General features: G+C 63.5%; 26 protein-coding genes. 22 read left to right on the forward strand and 4 right to left on the reverse strand.

The annotated features are described in order from the left end of the window. Positions 1-5 precede the first annotated feature (5 nt). The 20 genes from cofE (at position 6) to araD (ending at position 21,185) form a co-directional block, all read left to right on the forward strand. Entirely contained in the window at positions 6-782 is a 777-nt protein-coding gene (cofE, locus tag EV686_RS01590) for a coenzyme F420-0:L-glutamate ligase (RefSeq protein WP_132472788.1), read from the forward strand. Between the two features lie 162 nt (positions 783-944). After that, complete coding sequence (locus tag EV686_RS01595; RefSeq protein WP_132472790.1) at positions 945-1,745, forward strand: IclR family transcriptional regulator; 801 nt, start codon at positions 945-947, stop codon at positions 1,743-1,745. A gap of 29 nt (positions 1,746-1,774) precedes the next feature. Continuing rightward, positions 1,775-2,854 (forward strand): TIGR03617 family F420-dependent LLM class oxidoreductase, encoded by a 1,080-nt coding sequence (locus tag EV686_RS01600; RefSeq protein WP_132472792.1) that lies wholly within the window; start codon positions 1,775-1,777, stop codon positions 2,852-2,854. Beyond that, on the forward strand, positions 2,851-4,074 hold the full coding sequence (locus tag EV686_RS01605; protein ID WP_132472794.1) for a CaiB/BaiF CoA transferase family protein: 1,224 nt from the start codon (positions 2,851-2,853) through the stop codon (positions 4,072-4,074). The genes EV686_RS01600 and EV686_RS01605 overlap by 4 nt, the downstream gene beginning before the upstream one ends. Before the next feature lie 14 nt (positions 4,075-4,088). Then, on the forward strand, positions 4,089-4,772 hold the full coding sequence (gene npdG / locus EV686_RS01610) for an NADPH-dependent F420 reductase (RefSeq protein WP_132472796.1): 684 nt from the start codon (positions 4,089-4,091) through the stop codon (positions 4,770-4,772). Then, complete coding sequence (gene cofD, locus EV686_RS01615) at positions 4,769-5,722, forward strand: 2-phospho-L-lactate transferase (RefSeq protein ID WP_132472798.1); 954 nt, start codon at positions 4,769-4,771, stop codon at positions 5,720-5,722. The genes npdG and cofD overlap by 4 nt, the downstream gene beginning before the upstream one ends. After that, positions 5,719-6,444, forward strand: coding sequence for a 2-phospho-L-lactate guanylyltransferase (gene cofC, locus EV686_RS01620; protein ID WP_132472800.1), 726 nt, complete (start codon positions 5,719-5,721; stop codon positions 6,442-6,444). Before cofD ends, cofC begins: the two co-directional genes overlap by 4 nt. Before the next feature lie 46 nt (positions 6,445-6,490). Further along, positions 6,491-7,453 carry a tripartite tricarboxylate transporter substrate binding protein gene (locus EV686_RS01625; protein WP_207901662.1) on the forward strand — a complete coding sequence of 321 codons (963 nt, stop codon included), beginning with the start codon at positions 6,491-6,493 and terminating at the stop codon, positions 7,451-7,453. 23 nt (positions 7,454-7,476) lie between these two features. Beyond that, positions 7,477-8,259, forward strand: coding sequence for an enoyl-CoA hydratase-related protein (locus tag EV686_RS01630; RefSeq protein WP_132472802.1), 783 nt, complete (start codon positions 7,477-7,479; stop codon positions 8,257-8,259). Between the two features lie 188 nt (positions 8,260-8,447). Beyond that, on the forward strand, positions 8,448-9,425 hold the full coding sequence (locus EV686_RS01635; RefSeq protein ID WP_132472804.1) for a Bug family tripartite tricarboxylate transporter substrate binding protein: 978 nt from the start codon (positions 8,448-8,450) through the stop codon (positions 9,423-9,425). Between the two features lie 50 nt (positions 9,426-9,475). Next, the gene (locus EV686_RS01640; protein WP_132472806.1) at positions 9,476-11,023 is read left to right on the forward strand and encodes an acyl-CoA carboxylase subunit beta; all 1,548 of its coding nucleotides are present in this window, start codon (positions 9,476-9,478) and stop codon (positions 11,021-11,023) included. A 2-nt stretch (positions 11,024-11,025) separates the two neighbouring features. Next, positions 11,026-12,399 (forward strand): acetyl-CoA carboxylase biotin carboxylase subunit, encoded by a 1,374-nt coding sequence (locus EV686_RS01645; protein WP_377748278.1) that lies wholly within the window; start codon positions 11,026-11,028, stop codon positions 12,397-12,399. An 86-nt stretch (positions 12,400-12,485) separates the two neighbouring features. Beyond that, positions 12,486-12,701, forward strand: a complete 216-nt coding sequence (locus tag EV686_RS01650; protein WP_132472808.1) for a biotin/lipoyl-containing protein — start codon at positions 12,486-12,488, stop codon at positions 12,699-12,701. Next, positions 12,698-14,920, forward strand: coding sequence for a 3-hydroxyacyl-CoA dehydrogenase NAD-binding domain-containing protein (locus EV686_RS01655; protein WP_243650695.1), 2,223 nt, complete (start codon positions 12,698-12,700; stop codon positions 14,918-14,920). The genes EV686_RS01650 and EV686_RS01655 overlap by 4 nt, the downstream gene beginning before the upstream one ends. Before the next feature lie 70 nt (positions 14,921-14,990). After that, positions 14,991-15,392 (forward strand): Zn-ribbon domain-containing OB-fold protein, encoded by a 402-nt coding sequence (locus tag EV686_RS01660; protein ID WP_132472810.1) that lies wholly within the window; start codon positions 14,991-14,993, stop codon positions 15,390-15,392. Further along, positions 15,382-16,551: a thiolase gene (locus tag EV686_RS01665; RefSeq protein ID WP_132473620.1), complete on the forward strand. Its 1,170-nt coding sequence runs from the start codon at positions 15,382-15,384 to the stop codon at positions 16,549-16,551. Before EV686_RS01660 ends, EV686_RS01665 begins: the two co-directional genes overlap by 11 nt. A 28-nt stretch (positions 16,552-16,579) precedes the next feature. Then, complete coding sequence (locus EV686_RS01670) at positions 16,580-17,272, forward strand: 3-oxoacid CoA-transferase subunit A (RefSeq protein WP_132472812.1); 693 nt, start codon at positions 16,580-16,582, stop codon at positions 17,270-17,272. Then, positions 17,265-17,927: a 3-oxoacid CoA-transferase subunit B gene (locus EV686_RS01675; protein WP_132472815.1), complete on the forward strand. Its 663-nt coding sequence runs from the start codon at positions 17,265-17,267 to the stop codon at positions 17,925-17,927. The genes EV686_RS01670 and EV686_RS01675 overlap by 8 nt, the downstream gene beginning before the upstream one ends. A gap of 390 nt (positions 17,928-18,317) precedes the next feature. Next, positions 18,318-19,403, forward strand: coding sequence for a mannonate dehydratase (locus EV686_RS01680; RefSeq protein ID WP_132472817.1), 1,086 nt, complete (start codon positions 18,318-18,320; stop codon positions 19,401-19,403). 48 nt (positions 19,404-19,451) lie between these two features. Further along, positions 19,452-21,185 (forward strand): L-arabinonate dehydratase, encoded by a 1,734-nt coding sequence (araD, locus tag EV686_RS01685; RefSeq protein ID WP_132472819.1) that lies wholly within the window; start codon positions 19,452-19,454, stop codon positions 21,183-21,185. 1 nt (position 21,186) lies between these two features. Here araD and EV686_RS01690 read toward each other — a convergent pair whose 3' ends face one another. Both EV686_RS01690 and EV686_RS01695 read right to left on the reverse strand, forming a co-directional pair. After that, positions 21,187-22,191 (reverse strand): LacI family DNA-binding transcriptional regulator, encoded by a 1,005-nt coding sequence (locus tag EV686_RS01690; RefSeq protein ID WP_132472821.1) that lies wholly within the window; start codon positions 22,189-22,191, stop codon positions 21,187-21,189. Then, positions 22,188-23,177, reverse strand: coding sequence for a LacI family DNA-binding transcriptional regulator (locus EV686_RS01695; RefSeq protein ID WP_165972459.1), 990 nt, complete (start codon positions 23,175-23,177; stop codon positions 22,188-22,190). Before EV686_RS01695 ends, EV686_RS01690 begins: the two co-directional genes overlap by 4 nt. Before the next feature lie 343 nt (positions 23,178-23,520). On the opposite strand from EV686_RS01695, the gene EV686_RS01700 reads away from it, so the two are divergent. Next, positions 23,521-24,501, forward strand: a complete 981-nt coding sequence (locus tag EV686_RS01700; protein ID WP_132472826.1) for a Bug family tripartite tricarboxylate transporter substrate binding protein — start codon at positions 23,521-23,523, stop codon at positions 24,499-24,501. A gap of 159 nt (positions 24,502-24,660) precedes the next feature. Further along, a complete protein-coding gene (locus tag EV686_RS01705; protein WP_132472828.1) occupies positions 24,661-25,857 on the forward strand; it encodes an L-talarate/galactarate dehydratase in 1,197 nt (398 codons plus the stop codon). 58 nt (positions 25,858-25,915) lie between these two features. Here the strand turns inward: EV686_RS01705 and EV686_RS01710 are convergent, their stop codons facing one another. Then, complete coding sequence (locus EV686_RS01710; protein WP_243650696.1) at positions 25,916-26,218, reverse strand: Dabb family protein; 303 nt, start codon at positions 26,216-26,218, stop codon at positions 25,916-25,918. 92 nt (positions 26,219-26,310) lie between these two features. Then, on the reverse strand, positions 26,311-26,778 hold the full coding sequence (locus EV686_RS01715) for a nuclear transport factor 2 family protein (RefSeq protein ID WP_132472830.1): 468 nt from the start codon (positions 26,776-26,778) through the stop codon (positions 26,311-26,313). Positions 26,779-26,800 lie beyond the last annotated feature (22 nt).

The raw sequence follows: 26,800 nt of genomic DNA on the forward strand, positions 1-26,800 counted from the left end.
GCGCCATGTCTTCCGTTCGTTCGTTGAATCTCTTCGCTCCGAACTCGCTGCCCATGGTCCAGCCCGGCGATGATCTCAGCGGCCTCGTTGCGGATGCGCTGCGTCGCGAGGACTTGTCCCTGCAGGACGGCGATGTCCTCGTCGTCGCGCAAAAAATCGTGTCGAAGTCCGAAGGACGGCTGGTGCGCCTGGCGGATGTCCGGCCGACGGATCGCGCCCTGGATCTGGCCGGCAAAGTCAATAAAGATCCCAGGCTGGTTCAGCTCATACTCGATGAGTCGAATGAGGTCGTGCGCTTTCGCAAGGATGTTCTCATCGTGGAGCACCGGCTGGGCTTCGTCATGGCGAATGCGGGGATCGACATGTCCAACGTGCTGCAGGAAGACAGCGACGATACGGCGCTGCTGCTGCCGCTGGATCCGGATCGCTCGGCCCGGAATTTGCGGCGAGGCCTGGGCGAGGCTTTCGGCGTGGATGTCGGCGTGGTGATCAACGACAGCCATGGCCGCGCCTGGCGCAACGGCACCGTGGGCGTGGCCATCGGCGTCGCTGGAATCGCATCGCTGTGGGATCTGCGCGGTGCGCCGGATATGTTCGGGCGGCACTTGCAGTCGACCGAAGTCGGTACGGCGGATGAGTTGGCCGCTGCCGGTTCCCTTTTGATGGGGCAGTCCTCCGAGGCGACGCCTGTTGTCGTGATACGCGGGTTTTCCTGGCGACCGCAAGAGGATGCGACTGCCCATGGACTGGTGCGCGCCAGGCAGTACGACCTTTTCCGGTAGATGCATTCGCTTCATATCAATTCCCATCTGTCTCCAGAACCTGCACGGACGTGCAGGTTTTTTTTTGCCAAGAGGGTATGCAAAAACTTTCAACGCCATGCTATGATACTTTAACAGCAACTCGGTTGCTATATCAGCAACAACATTTTTTACGGCTTTTCCATGATCAAGAAAAAGGCAATCGCGTCGGAGGACGCAGCGGTTTCCACCTCGAGAAAAACGGTAGACAAGGCCATGCAGCTGCTGCATGCCTTCTCCAATGACGAGGCGGAACTGTCGCTGACGGTGCTGAGCGAGCGGCTCGGAATGCACAAGAGCGTCGTCTCCCGGCTGGTTTCGTGCCTGTGCGAATGGCGCATGCTGGACCGCGATCCGGTCACAAAGCGCATCCGGCTGGGCATGGGCGTGCTGCAGCTCGGGCTGCAGGTCGCCAACCAGAATGTGCTGTACAGGCACTCCCTGAACGTGCTGGGGAAACTGGTCGAGCGGACTCGGCACACGGCCCATGTCTCGGTGCTGGACGACATCAGCATGCTGGTGATAGCCACGGTGCAGAGTCCGGATGCACTGCGCGTCAATCTGCGGCAGGGCGACCGCCGGCCGTTGCATGCAACCGCGGCGGGAAAGATCATGCTTGCCTACATGTCGGAGCACAACTTCCGGGCTGTCGTCGAGGACAGCGGGCTGCCGCGGCTCACGAATTCCACCATCACTGACGTCAGGGAACTCGAGCAGCATCTGCAGGAAGTGCGCCGCTCAGGCATGGCATGGAACGAAGGCGAGAGCTTCGTCGGGGTAGGGTCGTGCGCGGCCGGCGTGTTCGATGCAACCGGGACATTCGTTGGCGCGATCACCAGCGTGTTCCCGCTAAACATCGTGCCCCAGGAGCAGCGTAAAACGATTGAAGAAGAAGTCTGCCGGTCCGCCCGCGAGCTTTCCGCGGCGCTTGGCTGGAATCACTAATTAAAAAAACCGATCAAAGGGGGTAGACAGTGAAGATCTATACGGAACTCAATCTGGGCAAGACGGATCCCGGCCTGCGCGAGCCCGACGAGCCATTCGATATTACTAAAGCTTGCGAAACAGCGAAGCTGGTTGAGTCGCTCGGGTTCGATGGCATGGTTTCCACCGAAACGAAAGATGACTCCTTCATCATGACGGCCCTTGCAGCCCATGGCACCAGCACCTTGGAGATTGCTACATCGGTGGCCATTGCATTTGCGCGCACGCCCTATGTGACGGCCATGGCGGCCTGGCGTCTGCAGGCATTGTCCAGGGGGCGATTTACGCTTGGCCTGGGACCGCAGGTAAAGGCGCATCTGGTGCGCCGCTTCGGGCTCGACTACACGCCGGCCGGCTCCTGGATGCGCGACTACGTTGGCGCGGTGCGCGCCTTCTGGGACTGCTGGCAGAACGGCACCAAGCTGAACTACGTCAGCGATCGCTACAAGCTGGATCTCATGGTGCCGTTGTTCAATCCGGGACCCATGCCGTTTTCCCCGCCGCCGATCCATGTCGCTGCCTTGAATACGGTCATGTGCCAGGTGGCGGGCGAGGTTGCCGACGGGTTCCGTCCGCACCCTGTTTGCACGCCCCGCTATATCAAGGAAGTACTGAAGCCGGCTTTCGCCAGGGGAGTGGCCAAGAGCGGACGCAATGTCCAGGACATGTCGGTCGCCATGAAGCCGCTGGTGGCCGCGGCCGCAACGGAGGAAGAGCTCGAAAAGAAAATACGGGACGTGCGCGCCCGCGTCGCTTTCTATGCTTCGACGCCGGCCTATCGGCCTGCCTTCGAAATCTGGGGCCTGGGCGACCTGGCGGACCGGCTCAGCGTCCTGTCGCGAGAACAGCGCTGGGAGGAGATGCCGGCCTATGTCGATGATGAAATGCTCAATACTTATGCGGTCGTGGGCCTGTACGACGAGATCGCCGACAAGATCGTCGAAAGATTTTCGGACACGCTGACGCATGTGGGCTTCAGCATTGCAGTCAATAGCGACGACGATGCCGACAAGCTGCGCAAAATGGTACGGCGCGTGCAGGAAAGCAACTGGACGCCGGAGCAGGCATGAAAGGGGCGTTGTCGCACATCAAGGTCCTGGACTTGGCCCGCATCCTGGCTGGCCCTTGGTGTACGCAGAACCTGGCAGACATGGGCGCCGACGTCATCAAGGTGGAGCGTCCCGGCTGCGGCGACGATACGCGCAGCTGGGGGCCGCCCTGGGTCAAGGATGCGCAGGGACGGGATACGAGGGATTCCGGCTACTACGCCAGCGCAAATCGCAACAAGCGCTCGGTGACTGTCGATCTTGCCTCCGCCGAGGGCCAGGCGATCGTGCGGGAACTGGCGGCCAGGTCCGATGTATTCATCGAGAACTACAAGCTTGGCGACATGAAGCGCTATGGGCTCGACTACGAGTCCATACGCACCATCAATCCCGGCATCGTCTATTGCTCTATCACCGGATTTGGGCAAGAGGGGCCTTACGCCAGCAAGCCCGGCTACGACTTCATCTTCCAGGGCCTGGGCGGCATCATGAGCCTGACTGGCGAGCGGGACGAGCTACCCGGAGGCGGGCCTCAAAAAGTCGGTATCGCCCTGTCGGACATCATGACGGGCATGTATGCGTCGATCGCCATTCTTTCAGCGCTGGCCTATCGCAGCGTCAGCGGACAAGGGCAGTATATAGATATGGCGCTGCTGGACTGCACGGTGGCGGTAGGCAGCAACCAGGCCATGGCTTATCTGCTCAACGGCGAGATCCCCAAGCGCTATGGCAATGCCCATGCCGCGGTCGTGCCCTATCAGGCGTTCGAGACTTCCGATGGCCACGTCATCGTTACCGTGGGCAACGACGCCCAGTGGCGGCGCTATTGCGAAGTCATGGGGCGGCCCGATCTTGCGCAGGACGGCCGATTCGCGACCACCAGTTCCCGCATCATCAATCGCGATGCGCTGGTGCCGGAAATCGCTCGCACGATGCGGGAGCGCAGTTGCGGGGAATGGCTGGCCAGCCTCGAGGAGGCGGGTGTGCCATGCGGCCCCATCAATAACTACAAGCAGGTGTTCGAGGACCCGCAGGTCCGGTATCGCCGGCTGCATGAGCAGGTGCGGCGCAGCGATGGCGGAACCGTTCCCGTGCTGGCCAGTCCGTTGAGGCTGGTCGGAACGCCGCCTGCGTACCGCAGGGCGCCGCCCTCTTTGGGGGAGCATACCGATGAAGTGTTGTCCACAGAGCTTGGAAGATCGAAGAGCGAGATAGAGGCGTTGCGTTGCCGGGGGGTCATTTGATGCAGAAGATATCCATGGACTCACAGCCCGCGGCTGGATTGCTGACGATAGCCATCCTCGGAGGCACGGGCGATCTAGGGTCCGGCCTGGCCAAGGCCTGGGCCAGGGCCGGTCACCGTATTGTCATTGGCTCCCGCTCTCCCGAGCGCGCGGCCGATCTGGCGGCGGAACTGGGCAATGCTTGCGCCGCGCCATACACACAGGCGGTGGAGTTGGCTGATGTGGTGGTGATTGCAGTGCCTTTTTCCAGCCATGAAGCGGTCTTGAGCGAGATCCGGGCTGCGGCGCAGGGAAAGATCGTCGTCGATGCCGTCGTTCCACTGGTGCCGCCCCGGGTGTCTACCGTGCAACTGCCCGCCGAGGGCTCTGCCGCGCAGATCGCCCAGGCGACTCTCGGTCCGGGCGTGCGTGTGGTGTCCGCGTTTCACAATGTCGGCGCCGCCAAGCTGCATTTGGGCGAGCGGGTCGACTGCGATGTTCTCGTGTTTGGCGACGATCAGACGGCGCGGGAACTCGTGACAGGGCTGGCGCGGCAGGTTGCCTTGCGCGGTATCGATGCCGGAGCCCTGGCCAATTCGGCCGCCGCCGAGGCCCTGACTTCCGTGCTGATCGGCTTGAATCGCCGCTACAAGGTCAAGGGCGCCGGCATACGGATCACAGGTCTGGAAGAGGCCGATCCGGCAGGAGCGGGTCAATGAAAACAGGCGGCCGGGTCGTGGCCCTCAGCGGCGGCGTCGGGGGCGCCAAGCTGGCGAGCGGCCTTGCCGGCCTGCTGGGGGCGCGGCTGACGGTCATCGTCAATACCGGCGATGATTTCGAGCATCTGGGCCTGTCGATCTCGCCGGATATCGACAGCGTGCTCTATGCCTTGGCCGGACTGAATGACGAGCAGCGCGGCTGGGGCAGGAGAGGAGAGACCTGGTCATGCATGGAAGAGCTGGCACGCCTCGGAGAGGAGGACTGGTTTCAGCTGGGAGACCGCGATCTGGCGATGCATGTCGCGCGCAGCCATGGCCTGGCTTCGGGCCGCACGCTGAGCGCCGTCACTGCCGGCCATGCCCGGCGCCTGGGTATCGAGGCAAGCATCCTGCCGATGAGCGATGATCCGGTGCGGACAACCGTGCATACCGATGTCGGTCCGCTGAGCTTCCAGCACTATTTCGTCAAGCATCAGTGCCGTCCCGTCGTCAGGGGAATGCACTTCGAGGGGGCGGAGGATGCGGCAGTCTCCGGGGCGGCGCTTGCCGCGTTGCGAGAGGAAGGCCTGGAAACGATCGTTTTGTGCCCTTCCAATCCTTACCTGAGCATCGATCCCATCCTGGCTTTGCCAGGCATGCGCGACGCGCTCGCGGCCGCCGGCGTTCCTATCGTGGCGGTGTCGCCACTTGTGGGAGGCAGGGCCTTGAAAGGGCCCGCAGCCAAGCTGCTGGATGAACTGGGCGGCTTGCATGGAAATGCAGGCGTCGTGCGCAAGTACGACGGCTTGATCGATGGCCTCGTCATCGATGTGGAGGACGAGGCGGAGGCGAGCGAGCTGGGGGTGCCTGTGCTTGTTACGCATACTGTGATGAACAGTGAGGCCAGCCGACGGGCGCTTGCGCAGGATTGTCTGTCGTTTTCTCGCAGCCTCCGAGGAAAGCGGCCATGAAAGCCAGCGGGCATTACGGTACCGGATCGATCTGGGCCGTCGTGCCTGTGAAGCGGCTGGCTCATGCGAAGCGGCGGCTCTCGCCTGTCCTGAGCGATGCGCAGCGCGCTTGTCTTGCTCTCGCGATGTTTCGCGATCTGCTGCAAACCTTGACTGAATTGCGGGAATTGGCCGGCATCGTTGTCATCAGCAGCGATCCTTTGGTGCGATCTCTGGCACGGGGCAGCGCGCTGCTGCTGGAGGACGCGCAGGAAGCGGGAACGAACGCCGCGGTTGGACAGGCGATTCGGTTTCTTGCTGCGCGCGGGCACTACGACGTAATGGTGATGCCCAGCGATATTCCCTTTGCCAGGGCCGCCGATCTGCGCATGGCTCTGGCTGCGCAGCAGGATCGCGCAGTGGTAGTGGCGTCGGACAGGCGCGGCATAGGCACCAATCTGCTTGCCGGACATGGTCTGCACGTCATGGGAACCTGCTTTGGCGACGATAGCTTTCGCTTGCACATGGATCGCATCTGCTCGGCGGGCCTGCAACCGAACATCCTGCAGTCGCCTGGACTGCGCTGGGATATCGATACGCCGGATGACCTGCGGATCGACCCTCGACTTATCTGCTCGCCTGCAGGGCGACGCACGCTTTCCCTGCTGGAGCGTTTTTCTGCGAGCGGATATGTGCCGACGCCCGGTCCGGAGCTTCTGGCACCGATGCCGCCGGCGTGGTGATGTTCGCATCACCGACTCTCATATCAATAACAGGAGGAGATTCATCATGATGAAAAAGCATTGGAGGTATTGGTTGGCGGCCCTGGCATTGCCGATGGCGATGGCCCAGGCGCAGGAGCCTGCGTTTCCGCCGTCTCAAATCAGGGTCATCGTGCCCTTCCCGCCGGGAGGACCCACGGATGCCATTGGCCGCCTTGTTGCGAAAGGCCTGCAGGACAAGCTGGGTGTGAATGTGGTCGTGGAGAATCGCGGTGGAGCCAGCGCGGTCATCGGGTCGGAGGCAGTCGTCAAGTCGGCTCCCGATGGGGCGACTTTGCTGTTCAATGCCACGCATCACGTGACCAATCCCGTGTTTCTCAAGACTCTTCCTTACGACACCAAGAAAGACTTCACCCCCATCGCCCTGGTGGCGGGCATGGCCAGCGCTCTGGTAGTGAATCCCAAGGTGCCGGCACGCTCGGTGAATGAGCTGATCGAGCTGGCAAAGAAATCTCCGGATCAATTGAGCATGGCGACTTTCGGCGGGGCGAATCAGCTCTCCAGCGCGCTGTTCAAGTCCATGGCGGGCATCAGGATGGTCGAGGTCGGCTATAAGGGCGCGGCGCCCGCCCTGAATGATGTCATCGCCGGACATGTGCCTCTCATGTTCAACTCTCTCGTCACGGTGGCTCCGCACGTGCAAGCCGGAAAAGTGGTGGCGCTGGGGGTGACGGACTCCAAGCGTTCCGCGCTGATGCCGGATATCCCGACCATCTCGGAAGCGGCCTTGCCCGGCTACGAGGCGGTCGCGTGGTTCGGCCTGTTCATGCCGCGCGCCGACAACGAGGTTCCTGGGAAGCTGTCCGCAGTGATGAAGGAGGTCCTGGCGGATCCCGGGCTTCGTGAAACGCTGAGCCACATGGGGGCCGAGCCCGGGACTTTGGTAGGAGATGATTTCCGCCAGTTTGTCGATGCGGAGCTGGACAAGTGGGCCAAGGTCGGAGAGCAGTCCGGCGTCCAGAAACAATAGCGCGAATGCCGTGCGGGGGAACCATGGAGCGTATTTTCGAGTTTTGCAAGGTCGAGACCATCGGACATGTCTGTCTTCTGACGATAGATCGCCCGCAGGTGAGAAATGCGCTGCACCCGCCCGCATCGGCTGAGCTCGATGCGGCGCTGGATGCCTTCATGCAGGATCCTTCCCTGCGGGTTGCAGTGCTGATGGGCAGTGGTTCGACGTTCTGCGCCGGCAATGACCTGAAGCATCAGGCGGCAGGAGGCGCGCAGGCGCTGCCGCCGCACGGTTTTGGAGGCATGACGGCGCGGTTCGATTCGCCCAAGCCCGTGATCGCCGCGGTCAACGGCGCCGCGCATGGCGGAGGATTCGAATTGGCGCTGGCATGCGATCTGATCATCGCCGCCGACACTGCGACGTTTGCATTGCCGGAACCGCGCGTGGGCGTGGTGGCGACTGCGGGGGGCCTGCTGCGTTTGCCGCGCCAGCTCCCATTGAAGACAGCGATGGGCCTCATACTGACTGGACGCAAGCTGTCTGCCCGGGAGGCCCATGCGCAGGGATTGGTCAACGAGGTGACGGCGCCGGACCAGTTGCGTCAGGTTGCGCTGGCATGGGCCGATGAAATTGCCGAGGCATCGCCCGCCGCCATACGGGCGGCCAGGGAAATCGTCCGCCATGGCATGGATGAGCCGGCCATCGAACGCGTGTTCTTCCGGCAAAAAAAATTGCCGGCCGTTGTCAGCTTGTATGCCAGCAAGGATTTCGTCGAAGGACCGAAAGCGTTCGTCGAAAAACGAAAGCCCTCCTGGGAAACCTAGGGACCGTCCAGGTCCCGATATCCGATGTTCGCAGCCCGCCGGGAGGGCCTGGGCGCGATGGCTCAATGGCGATTGGAGGACATCATGTAGGGACTCTACTAGGATTGACATCGCTCGTCTTCTTGTAAATAATAGAATGAATATTCTGCTAAGCAGAACTTAACGACGACGACAAGGAGACGAAGTCTATGGGCATCATGGCAAAAATCGCCGTATCCGCGGCACTCATGGCTGTGGCGGCGCCCGCCGCAATGGCGGACAATTACCCCTCCCAGCCCGTTCGGCTGGTCGTGGGCTTCAGCCCCGGCAGCTCGATCGACCTGGTGGCCCGCATCATCGGCGATGGCCTGTCCAAGCGCATGGGCACCTCGTTCATCATCGAGAACAAGACGGGGGCCAATGGCATGATCGCGGCGCGCACGGTGCAGCAGGCCAAGCCCGATGGCTATACATTGCTGGTCAGCAATTCCAGCTCGATCACGGTCAATCCGCTGCTGTTCAGCGATCTCGGATATGAGCCGCTGAAGGACTTCGCGCCCATCAGCACGGTCGTTTCCGTGCCTTTCGTGCTGACGGTCAATCCGGCAAACCCCAACACCAAGGACATTTCCAATGTGGCGGATCTGATCGCCAAGGCAAAGGCGGATCCGGGAGGGGTCACGTACGGCTCGGCAGGAAACGGCAATCTGATGCACCTCGCCGGCGCTCAACTGGCGGCCATGTCGGGCACGCAAATGACGCACGTACCGTATCGCGGCGCGGCCAGCATGGAAGCCGGTCTGCTGGCGAACGAAATCTACTTCGGTTTCGATACATTGTCCGGCGTGCCTCTGATGAAGTCGGGCAAGCTCAAGCCCCTGGCCATGTCCAGCAAGGAACGCTGGCGCGATCTGCCGGACGTGCCGGCGCTGGATGAAGTCGGCTATCCCGGATTCGACATCTCCTTCTGGGTAGGGACGTTCGCTCCCGCGGGTACGCCCGATGCGGTCGTCGAGCGCCTGAACAAGGAAATCGCAGCCGTGGTGCAAGAGCCGGAAGTGCGCGAGCGCCTGATGCAGCAGGGCAATATCCTGACGCAAAGCCCGGCGGACTTCATCAAGAAGATCGAGACCGAGCTCGGACAGAACGGCGATCTGATCAAGCGCGCCAATATCACGGCGCAATAAGGCTCGCCTGCGGCGGGATGAATCAACTGTGCAGTTGGAGGGATTGTTGAATGGCATGGGATGAAGAACTGGCGGACCTGTCCAGGCGTAGAGAGCTGGCCCGGGAGATGGGCGGCGCGGAGAAGGTGGCGCGTCACCGGGAAAAGGGACGTTTGCCTGTCAGGGAAAGAATCGAGAAGCTGGTGGACAAGGATTCTTTCATCGAGGTGGGCGACTTGGCGGGATCCGCCCAGTACGATGCCGCCGGCAAGCTCGTGGAGTTCATGCCCTCCAATTTCCTGACGGGAAGAGCGCGCATCGATGGCCGGCCGGTCGTGCTGGCCGCCGATGACTTCACCGTGCGGGGCGGGTCCAATGAGGGCGCGGTCGGCGACAAGCTGATGGCGTCCGAACTCATGGCCCGGGACCTGAAGCTGCCGCTGATCCGTCTGGTGGACGGCACGGGCGGCGGCGGCTCGGTCAGGAATATCGAACTCAAGGGCCACACCCTGCTGCCCAAGCTGAGAATGTGGCCCGCCATGACGCAGAACCTGGCGAACGTGCCTGTGGTGTCGATGGCGCTGGGCTCCGTGGCCGGACTGGGGGCGGCGCGCGTAACGGCCAGCCATTATTCCGTCATGGTCAAGGAAACTTCCCAGATGTTCATTGCCGGCCCTCCCGTGGTTGCGAGGATCGGCCAGAACCTGGACAAGAACGAACTGGGCGGCAGCGCCATCCATACGCGCAATGGCGTGTGCGACGACGAGGTCGGCAGCGAGGAGCAGGCGTTCGAGAGGGTAAGGCGCTTCCTTTCCTATCTGCCGCGTTCCGTCAACGAGCTGCCCCCGAAGGCGGAGCCAGTGCCGCCGCAGTCCATGGATTTCGCCTGGCTGCGGGACGTCATTCCCGAAGACAATCGTTCGGTCTACAAGATGCGGAACATCGTCAATGCGCTGGTCGACCAGGGCTCGTTCATGGAAATCGGGTCGAAGTGGGGCCGGCCCCTGATCACTGGCCTTGCCCGCATCAAGGGCCATGCCGTGGTGCTGTTCGCCAGCGACCCCTATCATTACGGCGGCGCCTGGGAAAAGCAGGCCTGCGAGAAATTCGTCCGCATGCTCGATCTGGCCGAGATGTTCCATCTGCCCGTCGTGAATTTCGTGGACATCCCCGGCTTCCAGATCGGTCTGGAGGCGGAGAAATCGGGCGCCATGCGGTATGGCGTCAGGGCATTGACCGCCGTCGCGCAGTCGACGGTGCCATGGTGCACGTTCATCATCCGCAAGGCCTTCGGCGTTGCGGCGGGCGGACACCAGAGCGATGGCCGCTTCAATTTCCGCTATGCGTGGCCGTCCGCGCAATGGGGCTCCCTGCCGATCGAAGGCGGGCTGGAAGTCGCGTACAAGGCTGAGATCGCCGCGTCCGACGATCCGGAGGCAAAGCTGAAGGAAATCGAGGCGCGGGTCCGCTCGCTGACTTCGCCGTTCCGCAGCGCGGAAGCCTTCGTTGTCGAAAACATCGTCGATCCCGTGCAGACACGCGATCTGCTCGAAGAGTTCGTCGACGTCGCCGCGCCGCTGATGCAGCCGGGTCCGCGCGCTTTCAGCTATCGGCCATGAGCATGCGAAAGGGGGAGGCGATGTTCAAGAAGGTGCTGGTTGCCAACCGCGCCGCTGTCGCGCAGCGCGTCATTCGCGCATTGCGCCAGCTAGGCATCAAGTCGGTTGCGGTTTACTCGGAGGCGGACAAGGATCTGCCGTACTGGAAGGATGCGGACGAGGCGTATTGCATCGGCCCGGCCGCGGCGCTGCAAAGCTATCTGAACCAGGAAGTCCTGCTCGATGTCGGACGGCGCAGCGGCGCGGACGCCCTGCATCCCGGCTACGGCTTTCTGTCGGAAAACGCCGATTTCGCGCAGGCGGTCGAAGACACGGGCATCCGCTTCATCGGCCCCTCGCCCGCGCTGATCCGCGCGCTGGGGCACAAGACGCAGGCGCGGGATCTGATGCAGCAGTACGGCATGCCGATGACGCGGAGCAGCGGCGTATTGACGGGTTCGCTCGACGAGGTGCGCGCGGCTGCGGAGCAACTGGGCTACCCTTTGCTGATCAAGCCGGCCTCGGGCGGCGGCGGCATCGGCATGCTGCCTTTGAACGGGCCTGGCGACATCGAGGAAACCTGGCTCCGGGCGCAGCAGATCGCCTCGCGCAGCTTCGGCAGCGCCGAGCTGTATCTGGAGCAGTTGATCCGCATGCCGCGCCATATCGAGTTCCAGTTCCTGGCTGACCGCTACGGCAACGTGCGCTGCCTGTTCGAGCGGGATTGCTCGATCCAGCGCCGTCACCAGAAAGTGCTGGAAGAGTCGCCCGCTCCCTTGCTGGGCAGGGAGCGGATCGCCGCCATGGCGAAGACGCTGGAAGACATCCTGTCGCGCCTGAAGTACGACGTGATCGGCACGGTGGAGATGCTCTATACCCCGGAGCGCGGATTCGCTTTCCTGGAAGTGAACACCCGCCTGCAGGTGGAGCACGCGGTGACGGAGGAAGTCACCGGCGTCGACCTGGTGCAGGCGCAGATCCGGCTGGCCGCGGGAGAAACGCTGGACTCGGTGCTGCCCGGCCCCGTGGAAGTCTCCGGGCATGCCATCGAGGCCAGGGTGTATGCGGAAGACCCCGTGCGGTTCATTCCGTCGCCTGGCATGCTCAAGACCTTCGAGCCGCCCTCGGGCGGCGATGTGAGGATCGAAACCGGCTATTGCAGCGGCGTGAGGGTTTCCAGCCACTACGACCCCATGCTGGCCAAGGTGATCGTCAAGGCGCCGACGCGCGATGCCGCCCTGGACCGGCTTTCCAGGGCGCTGGAGGATTTCCGCATCGAAGGCGTCAAGAACAACATACCGTTCATACAGAGAGTGCTCGCCGATGCCGGGTTCCGGCAGGGCGGCATCACGACCGGGCTGGCCGACCGCCTGCTCAGCGAAGGGAAAAACGGCTAGCATCGATGGATGCGCCCCGACGGGCCGCGATCCAAATGCGGGCAAGCCACGAGATATGTTCAACAGAATGCAAACAGGAGAAATACATGGGAATCATTGAATCGACGGTCACAGGGCGGGTGCTCGGCATTTCCGTTGCCGTGGGCGATGCGCTGAACGAGGGCGATGAAGTCGCGAAGGTCGAATCCATGAAGATGGAGCTGCCGGTCGAGTCCGAGGTGTCTGGCACCGTGACCAGGATCCTGGTGGCCGAGGGCGACGAAGTTGAGGAAGGCCAGGCCCTGGTGGAGGTGTCGCCTTGACCACGCAGCAAAGTGCAAGTCTCGGCCTTCAGGCCGAGACCAAGCGAAGCAGTGTCAATACGGCGCCGGAGGCGCCCCCGTATTGTGGCGGAGATACTCCGGCCCGCAGGCCGGAGTTCTTCACCACGGTCAGCTCCCTGTTGAAAGACGCGGACGGCGTCACGGTTGCGGTACTGCGCATCGACAGTCCGCCCGTGAACAGCCTGGGCAGCCAGGTGCGCGTCGCGCTGGGGCGCGAGCTGGATGCCGCATTGTCCGACGACAAGGTCAAGGCCATCGTCCTTACCGGCACGGGACGGTTCTTTTCGGGCGGCGCCGACGTGCGCGAGTTCAATACGTCCAAGACCAAGGTCGAACCCTTGCTGCGGACATTGATCGCCCGGCTGGAACAGTCGGAAAAGCCTGTGGTGGCGGCATTGAACGGCACGACGCTGGGCGGTGGGCTGGAGCTTGCGCTGGGATGCCATGACCGGGTCGCCTCGCCCGAGGCCGTGCTCGGCCTGCCGGAAGTGAAGCTGGGCGTGCTGCCGGGAGCGGGCGGGACGCAGCGCCTGCCGCGCATCGTTGGCGTGGCGGCGGCCCTGGACATCATCGTTTCCGGCGATTCCATGAGCGCGGAAAAGGCGCTTCGCTATGGACTGGTCAGTGAGATCGTCCAGGGCGATCTGGTGGACGGCGCCTGCCGAGCAGCCGCCGGCATGGCAAAGGGCGTAGTGCAATACCGGCGCCTGTCGCACAAACCGCTGGGCGCCGACGCGGCATCCGGGCAACTGTTCGACGATGCGCGCAAGATGGCGGCCCGCAAATACCGCGGCGGCATTGCGCCCATGCATTGCATCGCCTGCATCGAAAAGGCGCTGAGCTGCGATCTCGATGAAGGGCTGGCATTCGAGGCGGAAAAATTCCAGGAGCTGGTCAATGGCGACCAGTCCAAGGCCTTGCGCCATGTCTTCTTTGCCGAGCGCCAGGCGGCGAAGATCGAGGGCGTGTCCCGGGAAGAGACACCACGCATCGACAAGGTCGGCGTCGTAGGCGCCGGGACGATGGGAGGGGGCATCGCCATGAGCTTCGCCAACGCCGGCGTTCCGGTGGTCCTGCTCGACAGCACGGACGAAGCCTTGCAGCGGGGCCTGGGCATCATCCGCCGCAACTACGAAGCCACCCTGAAGAAGGGCAGGCTCACCCAGGCGCAACTGGAGCAGCGCCTGGCGCTGATCACGCCCAGCCTGGACTACCGGGACCTGTCCGGCGTGGACATGGTGGTCGAGGCGGCATTCGAGGACATGGGCGTGAAGAAGAGCATCTTCACTACGCTCGATGCCGTATGCGGACCTCAGGCCATACTGGCGACCAATACATCGCGCCTGGACATCAACGAGATCGCTGCGGTGACCAAGCGCCCCGGCCGCGTGCTGGGAACCCATTTCTTCAGTCCCGCCAATGTCATGCGGTTGCTCGAAGTGGTCAAGGGGGATGCAACCGAAGCCGCCGTCATGGCGGGCATCTTCCAACTGGCAAAGCGCCTGGGCAAGATCCCGGTGCAGGTCGGCGTATGCGACGGCTTCGTCGGCAACCGCATGATCAGCCACTACACGCGCGAGGCCTATTTCCTGCTGGAGGAGGGCGCGACGCCTGCGCAGGTCGATGGCGCGCTGAGAAGGTTCGGCATGGCGATGGGGCCCCTGCAGATGCAGGACATGGCGGGGCTGGACATCAGCTGGGCCGCGCGCAAGCGCCAGGCGGCGACGCGTCCGGCGCATTTGCGCTATTCCCGCGTCGCGGACCGCATCTGCGAATCAGGCCGTTATGGACAGAAGACCGGCGCGGGGTTCTACCGCTACGAACCGGGCAGCCGCGAGCCCATTCCGGATCCGGAAATCGAAGCCCTGATCCGCGAGTGCGCTGAAGAGGCGGGCATCAGGCAGCGCCCGATCAGCGATGAGGAAATCGTGCAGCGCGCCATCTACGCCCTGGTGAACGAGGGCGCCCGGATCGTGGAGGACGGCATGGCGCAGCGCGCATCGGACATCGATGTCGTGTATGTGCATGGCTATGGATTCCCAGCTTTCCGCGGCGGTCCGATGTTCTATGCGGATACGCAGGGGCTGGACAAGGTGCTGGCCACGATACGCGGGTTCCATGCCGAGCATGGCGAACTGTGGGAGCCGGCGCCCTTGCTGGTGCGGCTGGCGGAACAAGGAGGGCGCTTCTCGGAGTGATCCTGCCCGAGGGCGGGGCCATGACGGGAGCGCGTGCAAACGATGCGGGTATTCATGAAAAGGAGAGGCAATGGAACAGCTTGCCAATGAGACTCAGGTCGGGCCGGAGGCGCACTACTTCGCCCGGCTCGGTCAGGGAGTCTTCGAAATCCAGCAGTGCCGGGGTTGCGGCCGCCACCAGTTCTTCCCCAGGGTCCTGTGCCAGTCCTGCGGAAGCGAGGCGCTGGACTGGGTCCGGCCGGCGGGCGATGGAACCATCTACTCGTACAGCATCATCCGGCGCAAGCCCGAGCATGGCGGGGACTACAACGTGGTTCTGGTCGACCTCGATGAAGGCGTGCGCATGATGAGCCGCGTCGAAGGCACGCCCGGCGACGATCTGCGCATCGGCATGCGAGTCGCCGCTCGGGTCGCCGTGCAGGAGGGCGTCGGGAAGGTAGTCTTTGCCGTGCAGGAGGGCGATCATGCTTGAGTCATTGCGAGGACAGACCGCGATCGTCGGCGTCGGCCAGGCGGGCCTGGGCGAAGCGAACGGGTTTTCCGAAATCGAAATCCTGGCGCAGGCCGCATCGCGCGCCGTCAGGGATGCCGGATTGAAGATGTCGGATATCGACGGGATTGCCACGAGCAGCTCGTCGGCGACGATGTGGGCCATGCCGGTTGTCGAGTACCTGGGCATCCGTCCCAAGTTCATCGAAAGCACCATGCTGGGCGGCTCGAGCTTCCTGGCGCATCTGCTGCCGGCCATGCAGGCGCTGGCCAGCGGGCAGTGCAATGCGGTGCTGGTGTGCTACGGCAGCACGCAGCGCACGGCCAAGTTCGGCCGCAAGGAAGGCGTGCGCGCACGCGCGCTGCTGGATCCCCAGCCCTACGAATATCCGTACGAGCCTTTGTCTCCCATTACTTCGTACGCGCTGGCGGCGCAGCGCCACATGCACATGTACGGCACGAAGCGCCGCCATCTGGCCGAAGTCGCCGTGGCCGCCCGCAAGTGGGCGCAGCTGAATCCGGAAGCGCAGAAGCGCGATCCGCTGAGCATCGACGACGTGCTCGCCGCCCGCATGATTTCCGATCCGCTGTCGCTGCTGGATTGCTGCCTGGTGACGGACGGAGCCGGAGCCTATGTCCTGGTCCGTTCGGACCGGGCCAGGGACCTGCCGAACAAGCCTGTCTATGTGCTTGGGTCCGCGACGGCGGTGTGGAACCGGCAGATTTCCTCCATGCACGACCTGACGGTCACTGCGGCTTCGGAATCCGGTCCGCGCGCCATGGCGATGGCCGGCGTCACGCACAAGGACATTGATGTGCTGGAGCTGTACGACGCGTTCACCATCAACACGCTGCTGTTCCTGGAAGACCTGGGCTTCTGCAAGAAGGGCGAAGGCGGCAGCTTCGTGGAAAACGGCGGCATCGCCCCGGGCGGGCGTCTGCCTGTGAATACGAACGGGGGCGGTTTGTCCTGCGTCCATCCGGGCATGTACGGGATCTTCATCCTGATCGAGGCCGTCAGGCAGCTGCGCGGCGGCTGCGGAGAGCGTCAGGTGCCTGACGCCGACATTGCGCTGGTGCATGGCAACGGCGGGACCTTGTCCAGCCAGTCCACGGCGATCCTGGGCAATCAGTGTCCATAGAACAAGTCGAAAGAGGTGGAGAAGAGAAATGCTTGACAAGACTTGCGCCTCGCTTGAAGAGGCGGTGGCGGGCGTGCAGGATGGCGCGACTGTGCTGATCGGCGGCTTCGGCGCATCCGGAGTTCCGACGGAGCTGTTGTGCGCCTTGCTGGATCAGGGCGCCAGGGAACTGACGATCGTCAACAACAATGCGGGCAACGGGCCGATCGGGCTGAGCCAGCTCGTCGAGGCGGGCAGGGTGCGCAAGATGATCTGCTCTTTCGCCCGTTCCTCGAACAAGCTGCAGCCGAACGCGGTGGCGTTCGCGGAAGCCTATCGCAAGGGAACCGTGGAACTGGAGTGCGTGCCGCAGGGTACGATGGCCGAGCGCATGCGGGCGGCCGGTTCGGGGCTGGGGCCGTTCTTCACGCCCACTTCCTACGGCACGGCGCTGGCAGAAGGCAAGCAGACCATGGTCATCGACGGCAAGGGATATGTGATGGAGTGGCCGCTCAAGGGCGACTTCGCTTTCATCAAGGCGCAATTCGCCGATCGCTGGGGGAACCTGACGTACCGGTATGCGGGCCGCAACTTCGCTCCTGTGATGGCGATGGCGGCGGATGTCACCGTCGCCCAGGTCGACCGTATCGTGCCGCTGGGGGATATTCCCGCCGAGCATGTGATAACGCCGGGGATCTTCGTCAAGCGCGTCGTGCAGGTTGGAGGGGCGGAGCATGTATAAGAAACTGTCCAGACAGGAAATAGCGCGCAAGGTCGCAAGCAATATCCCGGAAGGCTACTACGTGAACCTCGGCATCGGCATCCCGACGCTGGCGGCGCGCTATCTGCCCGAAGACCGGGAGGTGATCCTGCATACCGAGAACGGCATCGTCGGTATGGGGCCGGGGGATCCCGACCAGCCGCTGGACCTGGATCTGATCAATGCCAGCAAGGAACCGGTGACGCTGATACCGGGTTCCGCGCTGACGGACCATGTGGTGTCGTTTGCCATGATGCGTGGCGGCCACATCGACCTGACCATACTCGGCGCGTTCCAGGTGTCCGAGCAGGGAGACCTGGCCAATTGGGACAACGGGCGCCCCGACGATATTCCTGCCGTCGGCGGTGCGATGGACCTGGCGGTGGGCGCACGGCAGGTCTATGTCACCATGGAGCACGTCACGCGCGACGGGCAGCCGAAGATTGTTGAACGCTGCACCTATCCCCTGACAGGGGAAGGCGTGGTGGATCGCATCTATACGGACCTGGCGGTCATCGACGTGACCGGCAAGGGGCTGGTGGTCACCAGCATGGTGGAAGGGCTGACATTCGATGAGCTGCAGTCCATGACCGGCGCGCCCCTGGCGCTGGCGGAAACGGTGACCGTCCTCAGCTGAGTGCGCCGGGGCGCAAGGCTCGGCCGGCAGGCCGGAGCTTCTGCATCGGGTCCCCATCTCTACTCCCGCATGCCGGCCGGTTTTCCCTTTACCGGAAAGATTGGCCGGCAGTGTCTCGCTCTCTTCCGGGCCGGAAGGCCGGCCGCGTCCCACCGGTTGAGATAAAACCCGCCGGGCAAGGCCCGCACATGCTCCGCGATCGTTGAAGCGCATCCCTTGTTTTCCTAGAATGAACCCGTGTCCATTCTGGATGGGCATGACCACGCGCCAAAGCGCAAGTCTCGGCCTTCAGGCCGAGGCCGAGGCCGAGCGAGGCAGTACCTATGCGGCGCCGAAGGCGCCCCCCGTATTGGGCCGGAGTTCTTCACCGGATACGTTGATGGAGAGACCATGTATATCAGTGAGCAGTTGCTGAATCCCGATGAGCGCCGGCTGCGTTTGTCGGCCCAGTTGGGCGTGCATCATGTCGTGCTGGACAACCGGGGAACCGAACTTGTTTCCGCCGATGGCGGCGTCAGTCAGTGGGACAGCCGCAAGCTGAACGACTACCGCAAATGGGTGGAAAGCTTCGACATGAAGCTCGATGTGTTCGCGCTGGACGTCGGTTCGATCCTGCTGGATTCGCTGGTCGATATCGAAGGCGCCAGGAGGCAGCGCCGCATGCTGGCGGACAATATCCAGAAAGCCGCCGACGCCGGCATCACGTGCCTGAAATACAACGTCCAGATGGTGGGAATCACGCGCACCGGCCTGAGGCCGGGCCGTGGAGGCGCCAGGAACTCCGGCTTCGTCCATGCCGAGTACTCTCCCGAAGACGACCGCAAGCACTCCTATTGGGGCGTGGGATATCCCAGCAACCAGGAGGAAGGCGGTTCCGCTTCGGCCATGCTGTGCGGGCAGAAAATGGCGCGCGAAGTGCCGCCTGTCAGCGAAAAGGCCGGCTGGGACGCCATCGAGTTTCTGGTGGAAGGCCTGGTGCCGGCTGCGGACAAGGCAGGCGTGCGCCTGGCATGCCATCCGCACGATCCCGCCTATCCGGTGGGAGGACTGAATGGCATCGAACATGTCATGGGTTCGGCGGACGGCATGCGCAAGTTTCTCTCGCTGTCGTCGAGCAGGAACCATGGCCTGAATTTCTGCCAGGGCACGGTCGCCGAAATGTTCCGGGAGCCGGGCAGGCACATGATTCCCGTGATCGAGGAATTCGCCGCGACGGGACGGATCTTCATGGTGCATTTCCGCAATATCCGGGGCGGCTATCTCGATTTCGAGGAGGTGTTCCCGGACGAAGGGGACGTCGATATGTTCCAGGCCATCAAGGCCTACCAGCGCGGCGGGTACGCGGGCCCGCTTTGCCCCGACCATGTTCCGGTATCCGACCTGGACGAAGGCCGGGAACGGTTCATGGCCTTCGCCCTGGGCTATACGCGCGGCCTGCTGCAGGCCGCGGGCGTCTGGTCCACGCCTTCGCGCTGAGCCGCGGCGCCACGGGCACTTTCCACCGAACCACGATGTGAGCCTTACATGACAGAACAGAAGACATTGCGCAGCCAGCGCTGGCTTGCGCGCGAGGATTTCCGCACCTTCAATCATCGCAGCCGTTTCATGCAGATGGGCTACGACAGGAAAGACTGGGAGGGCAAGCCGATTGTCGCGATCCTGAACAGCTGGTCCGAATTCAATCCATGCCACATGCATTTCAGGCAGCGGGTCGATGACGTCAAGCGCGGGGTGCTGCAGTCGGGCGGCTTCCCGCTCGAGCTTCCGGTGCTGTCGCTGAACGACGCGTTGATCAAGCCCTCGGCGCTGCTCTACCGCAATATGCTGGCGATGGAGGTCGAGGAGATGATCCGCTGCCATCCGGTGGATGCGGCGGTGCTGATGGGGGGATGCGACAAGACCACGCCGGCCATGCTGCTGGGCGCCATCAGTTCCGATATTCCGACGGTGTTCCTGCCCGCGGGTCCCATGCTGCGCGGCAACTCGCGCGGAAAGACACTGGGCTCGGGTTCCGACGCGTTCAAGTTCTGGGACGAGCGCCGCGCAGGCACGATTTCGGAGGCGGAATGGGAAGGCGTCATCAGCGGCATCGCGCGCAGCCCCGGCACGTGTATGACGATGGGAACCGCCAGCACCATGACGGCCATCGCGGAAGCGCTGGGCATGGCGCTGCCGGGCGCGTCGAGCATACCAGCGGTGGATGCGGCGCATCAGCGCATGTCCGTACAGGCGGGCAGGCGCATCGTGGAAATGGTGCACGAGGATTTGCGCCCCACGCAGATACTGAGCCGCGAAGCCTTCCTGAACGCCATTGCCGTGGCCATGGCGATGGGCTGTTCCACCAATGCCATCATCCATATCATTGCGCTGGCGCGCCGCGCGGGCCGCATGGACGTGGGCCTGGACGACTTCGACCGGCTCAGCCGCCAGGTGCCGGTCCTGGCCAATATACGTCCCAACGGAACCAGCCAGTACCTGATGGAGGATTTCTATTACGCCGGCGGTCTGCCCGCGCTGATGAACCGGCTGTCGTCCTTCCTGCACCTGGACGAGAAAACGGTCAGCGGCGGGAGCGTCGGCAGCAATATCGAAGATGCGCAGGTCTACAACGACGATGTGATCCGTTCGGTAGAGACCGCGGTCTATGCGGAGGGATCGCTGGCCGTGCTCAAGGGGAATCTTGCGCCGGACGGCTGCGTGATCAAGCCGAGCGCGATGAGTGCGAAGTTCCTGCGGCATAGCGGGACCGCGGTGGTGTTCGACGACTATCCCAGCCTCAAGGCGATGCTGGACGATCCAGATGCGGACATCACCGAGGATGACGTGATCGTGCTGCGCAATGCGGGACCCAAGGGAGGACCGGGCATGCCCGAGTGGGGCATGATTCCCGTCCCGCTGAAGCTGGTGCGGCAGGGCGTCCGGGACATGCTGCGGATCAGCGATGCGCGCATGAGCGGCACCAGCTACGGCGCCTGTGTGCTGCACGTGGCGCCGGAAGCCTATATCGGCGGCAATCTTGCCCTGGTGCGCACCGGCGACACCATCACGATCGACGTGCCGGCGCGCAGCATTCACCTGGACGTGGGCGACGAGGAACTCGCCCGCCGCAGAGCGCAGTGGCAGGCCCCGCCGCCGCGTTTCGAGCGCGGCTACGGCAAGATGTTCATCGAGCACATCCTGCAGGCCGACCAGGGCTGCGACATGGATTTCCTGACGACGCAGGCGGGTGCAAGCGCCGGGGATCCCGATATCTTCTGATTCAGGCGCTCTCCCTGACGACCAGGGAGAAGCCCATGTCGTGGATGCGTTGCGCATCGGCCTGGCCGTGCCGGAGGCGCTGCACCAGCAGGTCGCCGATGCGTTCTCCCAGGCTGCGCGAATACACGCGCACCGTCGTCAGCGCGGGTACACTGGCCGCGGCGACCGGCAGGTCGGAAAAGCCCGCTACGGCGATGCGGCCGGGAACGCTCCAGCCGTTGTTCCTGCAGGCCTGCAGGACGCCCAGCGCCAGCGTATCGTTGCTGCAGAAGACGCCGTCGATGTCCGGCTGGATGCGCACCAGCGCTTCCAGCGCCAGCCTGCCGTCATCGATGCCCGAAGGCGGATGCACTGTCTGTACCCTGACATCGTCAAGGCCCGCTGACCTGGCTGCCGCACGAAATCCCTGCAGCCGCTTCCTGGTGCGGTCCTCGTCGGCGCCGATGAAGCCGAGCCGCCTGCAGCCCCTGGAAACCAGGTGCCTGGCCACGGTTTCTCCGGCCGCCGTGTTGGAAAAACCCACGACGAAATCGATGGGATCGTCGCTCAGATCCCAGCATTCGGCGATGGGAATGCCGGACTGCCGCAGCTTGCGGCGCAGGCCGTCGGGATGGCTGGTCCCGGTCAGCACGATGGCGTCGACGCGCCTGCCGATGAAGGCATTGACGAGTTTTTCTTCTTCCTCGGGATCGTAGCGCGTCTGGCCCAGCATCAGCTGGTAGCCGGCGGCCGACAGCGTGCCCGCGAGACCGTCCATGGTGTCGGCGAACCACGCGTTCGACAGGGTGGGCACCAGGGCCGCGACGATATGCGAGCGCCGCGAGGCCAGCGTGCCGGCATTCAGGTTGGGGATGAAGCCCAGTCTGGCAATGGCGGCTTCGACGGCGGCACGGGTCTTGGGGGCGACCGAGTCTGGCGCGCTGATGACGCGCGATACCGTTACCCGCGCCACCCCGGCTTCGCGCGCGACGTCGCTCATGCGCACCCTGTGCAATGGCTTGCTCATGTGCTGCTCCGCTGCATAATTCTGAAGCCGATGTTCTGCCGTGGCCGGGCGATGCTCTTTCCCGACAGCCGGGACAGCAGCAGCTTGCCCGCGCGCTTGCCAAGCTCGGTATGGTGGATGCGGATGGTGGACAGGCCGGGCGAAGTGGCGCGGGAGAGGGGCAGGTCTCCGAAGCCCATGACGGCCATCCGGTCAGGCACGGGCCAGCCGTTCTTCAGGCAGGTGAACAGCAGGCCGGTCGCCAGCAGGTCATTGTTGCAGAAGACCGCGGAAACGCCGGTGTTCCGCGCCAGAATGCCTTCCAGTATCCTGCCCGCGTCATTGACGGAGACGGGCGGGGGAATCAGCGAGACTTCCACGGCCTGTGCGTCTTGCTCCCTGGCCTCTGCCTCGAAGCCCGAGAGCCTCAGTCTGGAGCGCTCCTCGTCCGAGCCGATGAAGGCCAGACGTGCGTGCCCCCGCGACAGCAGGTGCCGAGCGGCCGCACGGCCCACCTCGATATTGGAAAAGCCCACCAGCATGTCGATGGGATCATTCTGGTTAGGGGACGATGGAAAATCCCAGGTCTGCACGACCGGGATGCCGGAGCGTCGCAGCTTGGCGCGCAGGGCGGCGGACTGCGACAGGCCGGTCAGCACCAGCCCGTCGACCCTGCGGCCCAGGAATGCGTCGACCAACGCGGCTTCCTCGTCGGCGGAGTAGGCGCTTTGTCCCAGAAGCAGCTGGTAGCCGCTGTGGGCCAGGGTGGCGGCCAGGGCGTCGACAGTTTCGGAAAAGACCAGGTTCGACAGGGTGGGAACGATGGCCGCCACGATGTTGGACCGGCTGGAAGCCAGGCTGCCCGCCGTGAGATTCGGAACATAACCCAGGTGCCGGATGGCCTGCCGCACGCGTTGCAGGGTTTCCGGAGACACCTTGTCCGGCGTGTTGATGGCGCGGGAAACCGTGACCAGGGAGACGCCGGCCGTGTGCGCCACGTCGCTCATGCGCGCGTTTCTCGGCGCGGCTGTGTTTGTCTGTGCGGGCGGGGTTTGTCTGGGCATGATGGGCACAGTGTAGGCAGGTTCGATGGGTGGATGGCTGCCCTGTTACAGGCGTATCGCGCTAAAAATTTCCAGACTATGGGACTTTTAGGCCAAGGGTGTCGCGAACACGGATTGCCAAATTCCATGGGAAGCCGAAAATGAAAGCGCTTCCATGATTCTATCTAATATACGTGGGAATTTTTTACCGCCGGGCTGCCCCCTAGGTAAAAAGCGCCCCCCCTTGGGGGGCAGCAAGCCGAAGGCGCAGCGTGGGGGTATTTTTCATTTCTTAAGGAGACCACCAATGAGGCTCAAGACTTTCTTCGTCGCCCTGGCCGTGATGGCCAGCCATGCGGGATTCGCGGGCGTGGCGCACGCGCAGGCCAGTAATTATCCCGATCATGCCGTGAGGATCATCGTGCCGTTTCCCGCGGGCGGCACCAGCGACCTGATGGGCCGCATGATGGGAGAAGTCCTCTCCAAGCAACTGAACCAGCCTTTCGTCGTGGAGAACAAGGGCGGCGCGGGCGGAGCCATCGGATCCGAGCAGGCCGCCAGGGCCGCCGCCGACGGCTACACGCTGCTGCTGTCGGGCATCGGCAGCAATGCGATCATTCACGGCCTGGAGCCCAAGCCTTCGTACGACTCGAACACCGATTTCGTGCACGTGACGCAGCTGGCAGCAGGCCCCAACATGCTGGTGGTGCATCCGTCGTTCCCCGCGAAGAACTTCAAGGAATTCATCGCGTGGGTCAAGGCCAACCCGGGCAAGTTCGATTTCGGCCAGGTCACGGCGTCTTCCGGGCACCTGACGACGGAATACCTGAAGCAGGTGGCCGACCTGAACATGGTGGGCATTCCCTACCGCGGCGGCGCCTTGGCCCTGAATGACGTGCTGGCCGGCCAGATCCACGGCATGTTCACCAACCTGGATGCCGCGCTGCCGCACGTGCAGGCCGGCAAAGTGCGCGCCCTGGCGGTCACCAGCCTGGAGCGCAACCCGCTGATGCCGGACGTCCCCACGATTGCCGAGTCCGGCTATGAAGGGTTCAGCGCAGTTTCCTGGACCGGCCTGTCCGCTCCGAAGGGAACGCCTCCCGAGATCGTCGAAAAGCTGCATCAGGCCATGGTCAAAGGCTTTGCCGATCCCGAGACGCGCAAGAGGCTCGAGGCCATCGGCCTGGTCGTAGTCACCTCCAGCCCCGAGGAGTTCACGAAATTCGTCGCGGGTGAAATCGACCGCTGGTCGGAAGTGGTGAAAAAAGGCAATCTGAAGTTCGAGTAAGCTGGAAAAAGCAGTATCTTTTTATCCCATGAGCCCGGCGCAGGACAGTCCACTGCGGACTGCCCTGCGCCGGGCGAATCCAAGTGGCCTGCAAGCCGCGCGGTGGAGCGCAAGCCGAAGGCGCAGCGTGGAGGCATTTTCTCTTTGGAGTCAGTCGAGATGAAAGCGGTTGAGTCAAATGTTGTTTCCTATTCAAAAGTGGATGCCAATGCCCGTACGGCGGCCGAAAGCGGGGACCGTATCGAGTGGATCAAGGTCTCCCTCGTCTACCTGCCGCTGGCCACGCCGGTCAGCGACGCCAAGGTGCTCACCGGCCGCCAGAAGCCGCTGACCGAGATTGCATTCATCTTCGCCGAAATCCGTACGCGGGACGGTTTCGATGGCATCGGGTTCGGCTATTCCAAGCGGGCCGGCGGCCCCGGCATGTATGAGCATGCCAAGGAGATCGCGCCCAATCTGCTGGGAGAAGACCCCAGCGATATCTCTCGCCTGTTCACCAAGCTGCTGTGGGCGGGCGCGTCCATGGGCCGCAGCGGCCTGACGACCCAGGCCATCGCACCGTTCGATATCGCCCTGTGGGACCTCAAGGCCAAGCGCGCGGGTCTGCCGCTGGCCAAGCTGCTCGGGGCGCATCGCGATTCGGTGCAGTGCTACAACACCTCCGGCGGCTATCTGCATACGCCGCTGGACCAGGTGCTCAAGAACGTCCGGATCTCGCAGGAAAGCGGCATCGGCGGCATCAAGCTCAAGGTGGGACAGCCGGATCTCTCGATCGATATCCAGCGCGTGAGCGAAGTACGGAAAATCCTGGGCGACGACTTCCCGCTCATGGTCGACGCCAACCAGCAATGGGACAGGCAGAAGGCGACGCGGGCCTGCCGCGCGTTCGAGCAGTTCGACCTGACCTGGATCGAAGAGCCGCTGGATGCCTACGATTTCGAAGGGCATGCGCAGTTGTCGGCGCGTTTCGATACGGCCATCGCGACCGGGGAAATGCTGACCAGCGCGGGCGAGCATGCACAGCTAATCATGACGGAAGGCAGCGATTTCATCCAGCCGGATGCGCCGCGCGTGGGCGGCATCACGCCTTTCCTGGAGATCATGGCGCTGGGCGCGTTCAAGGGGCGCAAGCTGGCGCCGCACTTCGCCATGGAAATCCACCTGCACTTGGCTGCAGCCTATCCCATTGAGCCGTGGCTGGAGCATTTCGAATGGCTGGGCCCGATGTTCAATGAGCAGATGCAGCTGAAGGATGGCCGCATGTACGTATCCGACAGGCCTGGCTTGGGCTTCACCCTGAGCGAGCAGGCGCTTGTCTGGCGAGCGGATGCCACGGAGTTCGGCAAGCTGCCGTAAGCGTTGTGGAATGCGACGGCCTGCGCGGAAACAATATCCGCGCAGGCCGTTTTGCCGATTACGCCTTGATCGTGTAGTCGACCGCCGCCCACTCGAAGTAGGGCTTCAGGTCTGCGATGAGCGCCTGGTGCAGGGGGTGCATGAGATAGGTGTTGAGCGCTTCGGCATCGGCGACTTCAGATTCCAGCACGTAGTCCCAGCAGATCGGACGGTCCATCTCGTTGGCGCCGATGCGCCAGTCGAGGATGCAGGGAATCCGGGAACCCAGGGTTTCCATGCGTTCGACCAGCGCCTGTTCCAGCGCCGGGTTCCTGGGGACGTCCGCCTTGCGGCGGAACAATACAATATGTCGCATGCTCATGGTGTGGTCTTTCCTGTGCGGCTTGTCCCTGGCGTTTCGGAGCCGCGGCGAGCGCGTTGGTTCCGGAACGCCAGGGACGCTGTTCTCCGGGCTCAGGCCGGCTTGGTCGGGCTTTCCAGATGGTAGCCGCGGCCTTTGTAGTCGAAGTCTACCAGTTCGTTGATTCTGACTTCCTTGTCCGCGGGCGCGGCGTAGTAGGCGCGGATCTCCTTGATCTTGCCCGTCTCCGGATCGAAGTCGTACCATTCCGCGCCACGCAGCGCCGTGCCGCTCTTGGTCTTCCAGTGCGTCCATTCGATCACGGCCTCGGGCGAGTCGTGGCTGACGATCAGCTTGTCGATGGTCCATTGGGAGCCTAGCGTTGCAACGCACCATTGCCATTTCCGGGCGATGGTATCGGCGGAGCGCCATGGCACTTCCGGCAGTCCGGCAGGGAAGTAGTGGACGGCATCGGGCGTGAAGCAGTCGACGAGCTCATCGTAGTCGGCCGCGTTGCACGCCGCGAAATAGCGGCGGATCAGGGCGGCGTAGTGATCGGGAGTGAATTTCGCAGTTGTCATGAATGGCGCCTGTCAGTCAAAG

It is taken from the genome of Paracandidimonas soli (genome assembly GCF_004342005.1).
Lineage (GTDB): Bacteria > Pseudomonadota > Gammaproteobacteria > Burkholderiales > Burkholderiaceae_B > Paracandidimonas > Paracandidimonas soli.